The sequence below is a fragment of the Mesorhizobium kamtschaticum genome (genome assembly GCF_056174585.1).
On sequence record NZ_CM149691.1, the window covers coordinates 5,235,231 to 5,247,984 of the forward strand.

Here is a 12,754-nt window from a genome sequence, read left to right on the forward strand (position 1 = left end):
CCCTTTGCCCGCGCCGCGTGCATTCCGCGCCACGCAATCGGTCCAGAAAGCCTTTGTTAACCTTAATAATGTGTAGTCAGGCAGTCGTGGTGTCGTAAACGAAAGCTTGGTCCCGTGAACGCAACCGGTCAGTCCGCAATCTTCGGCAGGCGCAAGGAACCCCACACGATCATCATCGCCCGCGGCAACGAGATCAGGCATTTCACGATACGGCCCTGGCTCGCGGCATTCATCGGTTCAGCACTCGCCGCCATTGCCATCGGTTACCTCATGGCCACGTCCTATCTCGTTTTGCGCGACGACCTGATCGGCGCCACGACCGCGCGCCAGGCGCGCATGCAGCAGGCCTACGAAGACCGCATTTCAGCACTTCGGGCCCAGGTCGACCGCATCACCAGCCGCCAACTGCTCGACCAGCAATTGATGGAGACCAAGGTCAGCGAACTGCTTGAACGCCAGACACAGCTCAGCCAGCGTCACGGTCGTCTTGGCCCGCTGCTCGAACGCGCCGAGAATGACGTCGGAACGGTGCCCACTGAGGATCCGGCAGCGGCTGCCAAGCCTGACAAGCACGCCGAGGTGACCGGCAGCATCAGCCAACCGGCGCAGAACTACGCGGTCGCCAGCCTGAGCGCCGACCTCGGCGCCGCCGATACCAGGCCATTTTCCCTATGGTCAACGCGCACCGATCCGCTGCCCAGCGATTCAGCCGCCGATCGTGCCGACAGGCTGTTCGTCTCGATCAACCAGTCGCTGAAATCCATCGAGAACGAACAGCTCACCCGCATCAGCACGCTTGCAGACAATGCCTACAAGAGCGCCGACGCGATCACCCAGGCGCTCCAGGCTGCGGGCCTGCCGGTCGACAGCGATTTCGGCAAGAATGAGAGCGATGTCGGCGGCCCGCTGATCCCGCTCGACAGCTCGATGATGTTCGACAGCAAGGTCAAGGAACTGGACGAGGCGCTGGATACACTCGACCATCTCAAGAAAGAAGCCCGCCAGCTGCCGCTGGCCAACCCCGCCCCCGGCCACTCCGTCACCAGCCCGTTCGGCGTGCGCACCGATCCCATCCTCGGCACCGCAGCGCTGCATTCGGGCATGGATTTCAGGGCGCCGATCGGCATGGACGCCAAGGTCACGGCGCCTGGCGTTGTCACCAAGGCCGGATGGAATGGCGGCTATGGCCGCATGGTGGAAGTCGATCACGGCAATGGCTTTGCGACCCGCTACGGGCACCTCAGCGAAATCGACGTGACCGTGGGCGAGAAGCTGGGCGCGGGCGCCGTCATCGGCAAGACCGGCAGCAGCGGCCGCTCGACCGGCCCGCATCTGCATTATGAAGTGCGCCACAATGGCGAAGCGATCGATCCCCTGCGCTTCCTCACCGTCGGCAAGAAGGTCGCCCAGTTTCTCTGAGGCGCACCGGTCCTGACCTGATTGGCACTCAATACCTCTCAACCAAATCTGACCCGCTTTGCAACCAATCCAGATCTGGGTGATCGCTGTCCGTGCCGGCCTCGACTGCCTGCCGGTGGCTTCGGTTCTTGCCTGAACAGCGACCTGGCCAGCACCTCACCCAACGCGCTGGCAAGCGACTTGTCCACGGCCCTTCGGCCTGCCGGTGTTGACACAATTCCAGTTGTAGGATGATATGTATAACCATACGCCACAACACCAGCGCCACTCCGATAATGACCATTCATGGCACTTCGCCTGACGTCCTTGCCGCCCTGGAGCATCTCCTGGGGCAAGGCGGCATGGCTGCCGATGCGGCCGGCATGGCGAAATACCTCGTGGACTGGTCCAGCGACCATCATGGCGGCGCGCTTGCGGTGCTGAAGCCAGCCTCGGTCGCCGAGGTTCAGGCCGCGATTCGGCTGTGCGGCACGCTTGGGCTGGCGATAATCCCGCAGGGTGGCAACACCGGGCTTGTCGCGGGCGCGATCGACATCGGCACGGCCCACGGCGCGGTGATCATCAGCCTGGAGCGGCTGAACAGGATCCGCTTGGTCGACACTGACAATTTCATGCTGCAAGCCGATGCCGGCTGCATCCTGCAGCACATCAAGGATGCCGCCGAAGAGCAGAACTGCCTGTTTCCATTGGCGCTCAGCGCTCAAGGCAGCTGCCAGATCGGCGGCAATGCGGCAAGCAATGCAGGCGGCGTCAACGTGTTGCGCTACGGCATGGCCCGTGACCTCATCGTCGGGCTGGAAGTCGTGCTGCCGGATGGCGAATTGTGGAGCGGCTTTTCCGGCCTGCGCAAGGACAACCGCGGCTACGACCTGAAGCAGCTTTTCATCGGCGCCGAGGGCACACTGGGCATCATCACTGGCGTCGAGGTCAAACTGTTTCCGAAACCCGGCAGGGTCGAGACGGCGTATCTGGGGCTTCCTTCGTTCGAGGCGGCGATAGCGCTGTTCAGCCAAGCCCGACGCGGATGCTCCGACCTGATATCCGCCTTCGAGATCATCGGATCGGAATGCATGGAGCTGGCGCGTCTCGTCGACCCGGACATCGTCGCGCCGGTCACGGCCCCTGTCCATGTGCTGATCGAATTGTCGTCGAGTGCCGCGATCGATCTACGCAGCCTGCTGGTGAATTTCCTTGCCTGCACAATGGAAGAAGACCTCGTCACTGAGGCCGTCCTGGCCGAGAGCGGCGCACAGGCCAGGGCGTTCTGGGCCATTCGCGAAGGACTGGTCGAGGGCCAGGCCAAGCGCGGCTACCACGTGCGTACCGATCTTTCGGTGCGTATCTCCGACATCCCAACGCTCGTCGTTCAGGCCCGCGATTTTGTCGCGCTGGAGCATCCGGGCTGGATTTCCCAGGCCTATGGCCACGCGGGCGACGGCAACATCCATTTCAACGTCCTGCCGCCGCTCGACCTTGCCGAGCCCGACGCCCGCGCCAGGGGCGCCGCCATCACCACCGGGTTGTACGACATCACGAACGCCCTCGGCGGCTCGATCAGCGCCGAGCATGGCATCGGGCGCACCCGACAGCCTGCCTACTGGGCCGGAATGACCCCTATCCATCGCAAGCTCGTCAGCGCGCTGAAACATGCCATCGACCCGGGCGGGCTGATGAACCCTGGCTGCCTCTTTCCCGCGACGGAGACTTCTTCATGAAACAACGACTGGCCGCCATCGGCACTGTCGAGGCGCTGCCGCATCGGGTCGCGGCGTTCCTCAGCCGCGAGATCGAGTCCGGCGACCTCAACCCGGGCGCCCTGCTGCCGACGGAACAACAGCTCTCCGAAAAATTCGGCGTCAGCCGCAACGTCGTGCGCGAGGCGATCGCACAATTGCGCGCCGACGGCATGGTGGAGGCGCGGCAAGGCATCGGCTCCTTCGTCCTGGCGCCGGAGCAGCGCGCGGCGATCCGCATCGACCGCGAGACTCTGAAGGAAGGGCAGAACATGGAGCGGCTGTTCGAGCTTCGCTGCATCCTCGAGGCCGAGTCAGCCGCACTCGCCGCCGAACGCCGCGACCAGGAGCACCTCGACGCCATCAAGGCAGCACTCGACCGTATGAGCGGCGAGGAACGCTGGGAGGACGGCAGCATCGACGCCGACCTTCTGTTCATCGCGAAATCGCCCGGGCGACGGGCAACAGCTACATCCACACCTTCATTTCCTTCGTCTGCGAACAGATCCGCCGCTCGATCTATTACGCAAGGCAGACCAACCCCTTGCACGATCTGGTGGAAGTCAATGTCGGCGAGCATGTGCGCATCTATGAGGCGCTGGTCGCCGGCGACGCGGCAGCAGCCGAAGCCGCGATGCGCGCGCACATCATCGGCGCGGCCGACCGTGTCGGCGTCAAACTGCCATTGCGCACCCGGCGTACCGAAGGAGGCCAATAGCCATGTCGCTGGGGACCGCATATCGAATTTCGGATGTCTGCCTTCTCGTCGAGGATATCGAGCGGACGGTGGAGTTCTATGTCGACAGACTGGGCTTTCGCCTGCGTCGCCGCGCCGAGGGTTTCGCCGACTTCCACAGCGAAGGCGTGACACTGGCCGCCTGGGAGATCGACCATATCAGCCGGCATACCGGCGTCTCGAAACTGCGGTCGCCGCGCCACGCGCACAAGGTCTGCGTCGCCGTCCAGCTCGACGCACCTGACGAGATCGACCAGCTGCATGCCGAGCTGACGGCCAAGGGCGTGCCGTTTTATGGCCCGCCGGAAAACTACGTCTGGAACGCGCGCTGCGCCTATTTCACCGACCCGGACGACACGCTTTGGGAACTCTACGCCTGGCTCGACGGCGGCCCCGGCGACTACCACGATGAACAGCCGTAGACGACACCGCGCCAAGGGAACGGCGCGCAATGAAGAGACGAGACAGTCTTGCAACAGGAGCGAAAAATGAATGGGAATTACGACATGAACCGCCGTGGCTTCATGAAGTCCGGCCTGGCGGCTGTTGCCGTGGCATCGGGCGGAATGCAGCTGGTGCTGACGCCGGGCGCGAAAGCCGCCGGCAAGGTCGTCATCCAGTATGACTGGCTGATGTCCAACGGCCAGATCGGCGATATCGCCGCCGTCGCCAACGGCTACTTCAAGGATGCCGGGCTCGACGTCGAATTCAGCCCGGGTGGCCCCAACGCCTCGACCGTGCCGCCGGTGATCTCGGGCGCGGCACAGCTTGGCCAATTCTCCGAAACGCCACAGCTGTTTGCCGCGCGCGCCAGCGGCGTGCCGGTAAAGATGATCGCCTGCGGCTTCCGCACCGGCCCCTACGCGCTTACCTCAAAGGCCTCGAATCCGATCAAGGGCGTGGCCGACCTCAAGGGCAAGAAGATCGGCATCCAGCCGACGGCGCGTTTCGTCATGGATGAGATCCTGGCCAAGAACGGCTTGAGCCCGTCCGATCTCACCGTCATCAATGTCGGCTTCGACAAGGGACCGCTGGTGCGGGGCGATGTCGATGCCATTGGTGGCTGGATCACCAACACGCAGGCGCTGAGCGTCGTCGGCGACGACCGCATCGACCTTCTGGTGCGCGACCTCGGCTTGAATTCCTATGCCGATGTCTATTTCGCCACCGATGCGGCGATCGAAAAGGACCCGGACACACTGGCCAAGTTCATCGGCGCGGTTGCCAAGGGCTGGGGCTGGGTGCACGCCAACCCGCAGGAAGCGGTGAAGAAAATGGTCGCCGCCTATCCGGAAATGGACCTTGGCTGGGAAGAGAAGACCGTCAACCTCGTGCTCAAACTCTCCTTCGACGGCGCGACGGCCAAGGACGGCTGGGGCACGTTCGACCCCGCCTCCATCGAAGAACAGCTGGCGCTGCTCGACAAGGTCGGCCAGTACCCCAACGGCCGGCCCAAGGCGGCCGACGTCTACACCACCAAGATCCTCGAACTTTCGGCCACTGAGCGGCCGAAGCTCGACGCGCCCGCCGCCTGATGGCGAATGCGATCGAAGCCAGCAGGCTGGATGTCGGCTATGGCGGCCGCCAGGCGGCCGTAAAGGTGCTTTCCGGTCTCGACCTCAGCGTCGAGGCCGGCTCCTTCCTGTCGATCCTTGGGCCGTCCGGCTGCGGCAAGTCGACCTTGCTGCGCGTGGTCGCCGACCTGCTCGACCCGCTAGGCGGCACGATCAGCGTGCTTGGCGACACACCGCATGCGGTGCGCTCGCGCCGCGATGTCGGCTTCGTCTTCCAGGATTCGACGCTGCTGCCCTGGCGCACGGTGCGCGACAATGTCCGCCTGCCGCTTGGCGTCGGGCAAGGCAGCCTGACCCGCAAGATCGAAGACCGCAGCGACGAGTTGCTGGAGCTGATGGGGCTTGCCGGCTTTGGCGAGCGCCTGCCACATCAACTCTCCGGCGGCCAGCGCCAGCGTGTGGCGATTGCCCGCGCCTTGCTTGGCCAGCCGAAGCTGCTGCTGATGGACGAACCGTTCGGGGCGCTCGACGAGATCACCCGCGATCGCCTCAACGACGAACTTCTCAACCTGTGGCGGCGCACCGGCACGACGATCCTGTTCGTCACACATTCGATTGCCGAAGCCGCCTATCTCGGTGAACGGGTTATCGTTCTCGCCGCCAATCCGGGGCGGCTGATCAAGGATTTGGACCTGCGGCCGCTCAAACAGGATGGCAACCGCTGTACGCGCGAAGACCCGGCGATTGTCGCCGCCATGGCGGAACTGCGGACCGCGCTGGAGCAGGCATCATGAGGCCGGCGCCGCTCTCGCCGCAAATGGCAATAGCCCTGCCCGTTCTCGGCGCGGCTTCGCTGCTGCTTGCCTGGCAGTATCTGCTGCCGCTGCTCGGCGTGCCGGCCTATATCGTGCCGACGCCGACGGCCATATCAGGCGTCTTCCAGAAGAATTTCGCGCTGCTCATGGACAATCTCAGGCCGACGCTGATCGAGGCGCTGGCGGGCTTCGTCATCGGCAATCTGGCCGCCGTGCTGCTGGCGGTCCTGTTCGTGCACAACCGCATCCTGCAGGCCACCTATTTTCCGATCGTGCTGTTCTTCAACACCATTCCGATCCTGGCGCTGTCGCCGATCATCATCCTGATCTTCGGGCTGGGCATGACGCCGAAGATCGTCATCGCGGCGGTGATATGCTTCTTCCCGACGCTGGTGAACATGATCCGCGGCCTGGATTCGGCCAGCGACAATGAGCACGAGCTGTTCCGCGTGCTGTCGGCGACACGTTCGGAGATTTTCTGGAGCCTGCGGCTGCCGCGCGCGCTGCCGATGCTATTTTCCTCGCTCCGCATCGCGTCGGCGACGGCGGTCATCGGCGCCATCGTCGGCGAATGGATCGGCTCGGACAAGGGCCTCGGCGCGCTCATCATCCAGGCGAGCTTCAATTACCAGTCGGACCGGCTTTATGCGGCGATCGTGCTGTCGTCTTGCCTGTCGATCGTGCTGTTCTGTGTCGTGGTGCTGGTCGAGCGCCGGGTCATCAAATACTGAACAGGCATTGCACCGGCTCGTGCAGGCCGTGCACGAGCCGACCTTTGGACTGCATTGGTCAGCCGTTATTTTCCGGTTGCGTCGACAGAAATCTGGTCGCCGCCGAAACCAGGGTCGCCGCGCCGATTTTTAGCGCGGCCTCATCGACACGAAACCTCGGATGGTGGAGCGGAAAGACCGATCCGACCGCCTCGTTGCGGATGCCAAGGCGGAAATAGACCGACGGGCGCTTCTCGCTGAAGTAGCCAAAGTCGTCCGCGATCGTCCATCCGGGCGTGTTGAGAACATTGTCGGCGCCGACGCAGGCCTTGCCGCTGGCGGTGATCAACTCCGCCATCTCAACATCGTTGACGACCCCGGGTTCACCCTTGTGGATGGCGAGTTGCACACTGGCGCCGTGGCTTGTCGCGATCCCCTCCAGGATTTCGCGAACGCGGCGCCAGGCCCGCTCGCGGGTTGCGTCGCTGCCGCTGCGGATGGTGCCTTTCAAGGCGACCTTGCCGGCGATCACATTGTAGGCGCTGCCGCCATTGATGCCGGTGACTGAGATGACCAGGGGGTTGTAAGGGTCGATCTCGCGCGAGACGATCTTCTGCAATTCCCCGACCATGGAGCAGGCCACGGCAATCGCATCGACGCCCTCATAGGGTTTGGCCGCATGCGCCGCCTCGCCGATGACGATTGCATCGAACGTGTCGCACGCCAGGGTGTAGGGACCCGAACCGACCGCGATCTTGCCGGATGGTGTATAGGGATCGACGTGAAGGCAGATCGCGGCGTCGATATCGTCGAGCAGCCCCTCTTCCACCACCCGTTTGCCGCCCGAGGGCGAATCCTCCTCGGCCGGCTGGAAGATCAGGCGGACCGTCCCGCCAAAATCAGCCCTTGATCGATGCAGATGCGCGGCGACCGCGAAACCCATCGAGGCGTGGGCGTCGTGACCGCAGGCATGCCTCACGCCGGGATTGGTCGATGCGTAGTCGACACCGGACTCCTCTTCGATAGGCAAGGCATCGATGTCGGCGCGAATGGCAAGCTTTCGGTTCGACGGCTTGCCGGTGCCGACTACGTCGACCGCCAGGCCAAAGCCCGCGACGTCGCGAATGTCGGCTATTCCCTCGCCGGCTAGCATCTGCCTGAGATAGCGCTGCGTGTTGGCTTCGCTGTTCGACAGTTCCGGATTGCGGTGCAGATGGCGGCGGATCTCGATCATCTGATCGAGAATGCCGGTGTCGATATCGATCGCGCCGAGACTGGCAACACTGCCTGCCATGGCCGAACCCTCAGGATTTGACATGGATCTCTCGCGGGAACTTCGTCAGCGTCTCATGGCCAGTTTCGGTAACCAAAATGGTCTCGCTGATCTCGATGCCCCAGCCGTCCATCCACATGCCGAGGATGGAGTGAACGACGTTGCCGGGCTGGAGCACCGTCTTGTCGCCGGGCCGCAGGCTGATCGTGTGTTCGCCCCAATCCGGCGGATAGGCGACGCCGATCGAATAGCCGATGCGTGACTCCTTCTTCAGCCCGTGGCGTTGAATGACCTTGCGCCATGCGCCCTCGACGGCTTCGGCAGTCGTTCCCGGCCTGACCGCGTCGAGCACAGCGTCCATGCCCTCGATCACCGCCTTTGCCGTGTCCGCGACACGGGTCGGTGTTTTGCCGAGCTGCATCGTTCTCGCCAATCCGGCGGCATAGCGGCGGCAGACGCCGGCGAGTTCCAGCGCAATCGTCTCATTGTCTCCGAACCGCCTGTCGCTCCACATGATGTGTGGGGCCGAGGCATTCTCGCCGCCGAGGATCGTCGGCGGAAGAGCCGTGATGTCGCCGGCGAAGTCCGGGCTGCCGGCGATCTGCGCCGCCTGGATCGAAGCAATCGCATCGCATTCGCGCACACCTGGCGCGATCACCTCGAAGGCCCGTGCCACCGCCGCTTCGGCCAAGGTCGACGCCTTGCGCAAATAGGCGATCTCGGGCGCCGATTTGACCGCACGGATCCAGTTCACCAGCAGATCGGCATCGTGCCACTTCGCATTGGGAAGTCCAGCGACCAGCCGTGCATGCGCTTTCGGCGAGAAATAATAGGCTTCGAGCTCGATGCCGATGTGTCTGCTACCCCAGCCCTTGGCGACGATCCAACTGGCGATCCAGTCCATGGGGTGACGATCGGCACGCTGAACATGATCCTCCGGGAAGCCAACCACGTTCTCTGGTTTCATCCAGGCCGTCAGCAGGCCACCGGCGGCATCCATGGCGCGTCCGATCCAGACGGGCTGGACCTCCTCCAGGGGTACCAACACCACCTGCGGCGTGTAGAACGACCAGCCATCATAGCCGGTGATGTAGTGCTGGTTGGCAACGTCGTTGACGACAAGGAGTTCGAGGCCGCGCTTCGCCATCTCGGCGCGGATCTTGGCAAGCCGCTGCTGGTATTCGTCGCGGGCAAACGGCAGTTCGATCATCTCTACTCCATGCTTTGTTCAACGGTTGCGAGGCTTGCACAGCATTGAAGCGGTTTCGCTATGGCGGCAATCAGCCAAGCGCGACACGTGAACAGGGCCTGGGCCGGATGTGACTTGCGGCTCTCCCAGGATTGGAACGCGGCTTTCGTTTATTTTTGAATTCCATTTGACTGAATAAATCTTTGATGCGAACCTAACGTCAACTGGAGGCGCAAGGCATGGCATTGCGGGGGACCAATCAGGAATTCGGGCGGCCGTACAACCGGCGCATCGTGCTTGAGTCCATCCGCCTTCACGGACCGATCGCCCGCGGCGAGATCGCCAGCCGCGTCGGGCTGACCGTCCAGACCGTATCGACCATCGTTCGCGAGTTGGAGGAGCAAGGCTACATCCTCTCCGTGCGCGAGGAACCCAAGGGGCGCGGGCTGCCGCCGGCGACGCTGCGGATCAATCCCGAGGGCGGCTATGCCGTCGGCATCCACATCACCCCGCTCGGCATCAATGCCGCCCTGATCAATCTGAGCGGCGACGTGATCGAGAGCACTTATCGAGAAGCGCCGAACGCGACGCCCGACCACGCCTTCGACCTGATCGGGGCGATGGTGTCTGAATTGACCGGATTGCGGGCCGGCGGGCGGGTTCTCGGGGTCGGCCTCGCCCTGCCCGGACCATTCGGTGTCGAATCCATGAGTTTTGTCGGCCCGACCACCATGACCGGCTGGCAGGATGTGGCGCTGCGCGATCGGCTGGCGGCCTCGACGGGACTGCCGGCCTTTTTCGAAACCGACATGGCGGCCGCGGCCATGGGCGAGCGGCTCTACGGCCTCGGCGCCCAATTTTCTGAATACTACTATCTCTATTTCGGCGTCGGTCTGGGCGGCGTCATGGTTCATGACGGCAGCGTGCAGCGTGGCGCCTGGGGCAATGCCGGCGAGGTCGGGCATATCCCTGTCGTTCCGGGCGGCGAGGCTTGTCCGTGCGGCAACAGCGGCTGTCTTGAACGGTACCTCTCGCTCGAGGCGCTCCGGCGCTGGAACGGCACAGAGGCCGATTGGGTCGCGGAAGTCGCGCCGATCTTTCACAATGCCATCGCCGTCATCGAGAACCTGTTCGATCCTGAAACCGTCATTCTCGGCGGGCTGGCGTCCACCGATCTGCTCGAACGGCTGGCCGCTTCGACTGGCGGCCTGCACAACTCCGTCTCCGCGCGCAAGGACCGGGTGACGCCGCGGATCATGGTCGCGCGCGGCGGGCAGCATTCCGTGCTGCGCGGCGCCGCCGCGCTTGCGGTTTCCGGGGTGCTGTCGCCGCGCTTCGGCCAGATGTTCGCCGCCGAACGCGAACGCGGCCGCGATCTTCTGACAGCCAAGGAGATTGCGGCATGAGCGAACCGCTGCTGGTGCTCGACAACGTCACCAAGAACTATGGCGCGATCGAAGCGCTGAAAGGCATCAGCTTCTCCATCGGCAAGGGCGAGGTCGTGGCGCTGCTCGGCGACAACGGCGCCGGCAAATCGACGCTGGTCAAGATCATCGCCGGCGGGCTCGAGCCGACCTCTGGCCGCATGCTGTTCGAAGGCAAGGAGTTTCTGGCCCGATCGCCCGCCGAAGCCAAGGCGGCGGGCATCGAAACCGTCTACCAGGACCTGTCGCTGTGCACCAATGTCGACGTGGTGGCGAATTTCTTCATGGGCCGCGAGATCACCAGGAAGGTGCTCGGCATTCCGGTGCTTGACGAGCGCGCCATGGAAGCCGTCGTCGAAAAGGCGCTGGCCAGCGCCGGTACCCGCATTCCGTCGCTGCGCACCAATGTCGAGCATCTGTCGGGCGGCCAGCGGCAGGCCATCGAACTCAATAGGTTCGTGCACTGGGGCGGCAAGCTGGTGCTTCTGGATGAGCCATTCGCCGCCCTTGGCGTCGAGCAGACGCGGCGCGGTCTCGAGATGATCCGCCAGGTGGCGAGCCAGGGCATCGGCGTCGTCATCATCACCCACATCATGCAGCAGGCCTTTCAGGTCGCCGACCGGATCGTGGTGATCCGCCAAGGCGTCGTGGCCGGCGATGTCGCACGCAACAAAACAAGTCCCGATGCGGTGATCAACATGATCACCGGAGAGACGCTTGCCGGTGCCGGACCGGCGGGCTGAGGGACAAAGAGGGGTCCGGCTTAACAGGGAGCCAACGACATGAAGCGAATACTTCTTGCTGTCTTCGGTATCCTGGCACTGGCCTTTGCCACGCTCACGCCGGCATTCGCCCAGTCCAAGGGTGTCGTCTATCTACATGGTGCCGACACTGCTCGACGAATTCCAGACCGGCTCGGTGAGCGCGCTGGAGCTGTTCCTGAAGCAGACCGGCTATGAGATGAAGACGCTGAACGCCGACAACAAGACCGACGCCCAGCAATCGCAGATGAATGACGTCATCGCGCTGAAGCCGGCGGCGATCATCCTGGCCGCGGTCGATTTCAACGCGCTGAAACCGTCGATCGAAGCGGCGCGTGCCGCCGGCATTCCGGTGGTCGAATTCGACCGCCAGATCACCTCGACGCCTTCCGACTTCACCTCGGTCGCCGGAACCGTCGAGATCGGCTATGTCGCCGCCGACCAGGCCGAAAAGCTGCTGAAAGCCAAGAACGGCTCGGTGAAGGGCAAGGTGCTGCAAGTGCTGGGCGATCCCGGCGATCCCTACACGCTCGACATCCAGAAAGGCTTTGAGGAGAAGATGAAGGCGTTTCCGGACGTCAAGATCATCTCGCTGCCGGCCATGCAATGGGAAGCCAGCAACGCCGGCACCATTGTTGCCGACCAGATGCTGGCCAACCCCGACATCGACCTGATCTTCAGCCATGCCGCTCACCTCTCGGTCGCCGCCGTCGCCTCGCTCGAGGCTGCCGGCAAGAAGCCGGGCGATGTCATGCTGATGAGCTCGAACGGCGCTCCGGTCGGCCTCGACCTGATCCGCAAGGGCTGGCTCAATGTCGAAGTCGAGCAGCCGCTCTACGCGCAGGCCGCTGCCGTCGCCATGTTCATGGACAAGGTGGTCAAGAAGCAAGAGATCAAGCCCGGCGAATACGATGTGCTCGGCCTGAAATCGACCGTGACCAAGGAAGCCTGGGGGCCGAACATCAAGATCCCGGGTGCGGCCATCACCAAGGAAAACGTCGACAACCCGGCCTTCTGGGGCAACCAGAAGCCGCCGACGGACACCGTCAAGTCGGTCGAATAGGCACGTCGCCTGAAACGCTCCGGGCCATCGGCCCGGAGCCGATCCTCCGCAATTCCAATCCGCGCATGACTTCGAAAATCAAAAGATGATTTTCGGATATGCGCCAGCCGGGATCAG

At 63.7% G+C, this 12,754-nt stretch carries 10 protein-coding genes and 2 pseudogenes; 10 read left to right on the forward strand and 2 right to left on the reverse strand.

Annotation, left to right across the window (positions count from 1 at the left end; all coding sequences use genetic code 11):
* Positions 1-114: 114 nt before the first annotated feature.
* The 7 genes and pseudogenes from AC0V7N_RS26100 (at position 115) to AC0V7N_RS26130 (ending at position 6,948) form a co-directional block, all read left to right on the forward strand.
* A complete protein-coding gene (locus AC0V7N_RS26100; protein WP_475451129.1) occupies positions 115-1,419 on the forward strand; it encodes a M23 family metallopeptidase in 1,305 nt (434 codons plus the stop codon).
* Between the two features lie 275 nt (positions 1,420-1,694).
* On the forward strand, positions 1,695-3,134 hold the full coding sequence (locus AC0V7N_RS26105) for an FAD-binding oxidoreductase (RefSeq protein WP_475451130.1): 1,440 nt from the start codon (positions 1,695-1,697) through the stop codon (positions 3,132-3,134).
* A pseudogene (locus AC0V7N_RS26110) lies at positions 3,131-3,870 on the forward strand (FadR/GntR family transcriptional regulator). Before AC0V7N_RS26105 ends, AC0V7N_RS26110 begins: the two are co-directional and overlap by 4 nt.
* A gap of 2 nt (positions 3,871-3,872) precedes the next feature.
* On the forward strand, positions 3,873-4,310 hold the full coding sequence (locus tag AC0V7N_RS26115) for a VOC family protein (RefSeq protein ID WP_475451132.1): 438 nt from the start codon (positions 3,873-3,875) through the stop codon (positions 4,308-4,310).
* Between the two features lie 84 nt (positions 4,311-4,394).
* A complete protein-coding gene (locus AC0V7N_RS26120) occupies positions 4,395-5,423 on the forward strand; it encodes an ABC transporter substrate-binding protein (RefSeq protein WP_475460499.1) in 1,029 nt (342 codons plus the stop codon).
* On the forward strand, positions 5,423-6,196 hold the full coding sequence (locus AC0V7N_RS26125) for an ABC transporter ATP-binding protein (RefSeq protein WP_475451133.1): 774 nt from the start codon (positions 5,423-5,425) through the stop codon (positions 6,194-6,196). The genes AC0V7N_RS26120 and AC0V7N_RS26125 overlap by 1 nt, the downstream gene beginning before the upstream one ends.
* Positions 6,193-6,948, forward strand: coding sequence for an ABC transporter permease (locus AC0V7N_RS26130; RefSeq protein ID WP_475451134.1), 756 nt, complete (start codon positions 6,193-6,195; stop codon positions 6,946-6,948). The genes AC0V7N_RS26125 and AC0V7N_RS26130 overlap by 4 nt, the downstream gene beginning before the upstream one ends.
* 58 nt (positions 6,949-7,006) lie before the next feature.
* On the opposite strand, the gene AC0V7N_RS26135 is transcribed toward AC0V7N_RS26130, so the two are convergent.
* On the reverse strand, positions 7,007-8,245 hold the full coding sequence (locus AC0V7N_RS26135; protein WP_475451135.1) for a M20 metallopeptidase family protein: 1,239 nt from the start codon (positions 8,243-8,245) through the stop codon (positions 7,007-7,009).
* Entirely contained in the window at positions 8,232-9,410 is a 1,179-nt protein-coding gene (locus AC0V7N_RS26140; RefSeq protein ID WP_475451136.1) for a M24 family metallopeptidase, read from the reverse strand. Before AC0V7N_RS26140 ends, AC0V7N_RS26135 begins: the two co-directional genes overlap by 14 nt.
* Positions 9,411-9,628: 218 nt before the next feature.
* Between AC0V7N_RS26140 and AC0V7N_RS26145 the strand changes: the two genes are divergently transcribed.
* The 3 genes and pseudogenes from AC0V7N_RS26145 to AC0V7N_RS26155 all read left to right on the forward strand — a co-directional run bounded on the left by AC0V7N_RS26145 (position 9,629) and on the right by AC0V7N_RS26155 (position 12,637).
* Positions 9,629-10,795 carry an ROK family transcriptional regulator gene (locus tag AC0V7N_RS26145; RefSeq protein ID WP_475451137.1) on the forward strand — a complete coding sequence of 389 codons (1,167 nt, stop codon included), beginning with the start codon at positions 9,629-9,631 and terminating at the stop codon, positions 10,793-10,795.
* A complete protein-coding gene (locus AC0V7N_RS26150; RefSeq protein ID WP_475451138.1) occupies positions 10,792-11,556 on the forward strand; it encodes an ATP-binding cassette domain-containing protein in 765 nt (254 codons plus the stop codon). The genes AC0V7N_RS26145 and AC0V7N_RS26150 overlap by 4 nt, the downstream gene beginning before the upstream one ends.
* Before the next feature lie 39 nt (positions 11,557-11,595).
* Positions 11,596-12,637: pseudogene (locus AC0V7N_RS26155) on the forward strand (sugar ABC transporter substrate-binding protein).
* Positions 12,638-12,754: the final 117 nt, after the last annotated feature.

Coding starts and splice junctions, on each gene's coding strand:
- AC0V7N_RS26105 (WP_475451130.1), top strand. CDS start 1,695: ATGACCATTCATGGCACTTCGCCTGACGTCCTTGCCGCCCTGGAGCAT.
- AC0V7N_RS26115 (WP_475451132.1), top strand. CDS start 3,873: ATGTCGCTGGGGACCGCATATCGAATTTCGGATGTCTGCCTTCTCGTC.
- AC0V7N_RS26120 (WP_475460499.1), top strand. CDS start 4,395: ATGAACCGCCGTGGCTTCATGAAGTCCGGCCTGGCGGCTGTTGCCGTG.
- AC0V7N_RS26125 (WP_475451133.1), top strand. CDS start 5,423: ATGGCGAATGCGATCGAAGCCAGCAGGCTGGATGTCGGCTATGGCGGC.
- AC0V7N_RS26130 (WP_475451134.1), top strand. CDS start 6,193: ATGAGGCCGGCGCCGCTCTCGCCGCAAATGGCAATAGCCCTGCCCGTT.
- AC0V7N_RS26135 (WP_475451135.1), bottom strand. CDS start 8,245: ATGTCAAATCCTGAGGGTTCGGCCATGGCAGGCAGTGTTGCCAGTCTC.
- AC0V7N_RS26140 (WP_475451136.1), bottom strand. CDS start 9,410: ATGATCGAACTGCCGTTTGCCCGCGACGAATACCAGCAGCGGCTTGCC.
- AC0V7N_RS26145 (WP_475451137.1), top strand. CDS start 9,629: ATGGCATTGCGGGGGACCAATCAGGAATTCGGGCGGCCGTACAACCGG.
- AC0V7N_RS26150 (WP_475451138.1), top strand. CDS start 10,792: ATGAGCGAACCGCTGCTGGTGCTCGACAACGTCACCAAGAACTATGGC.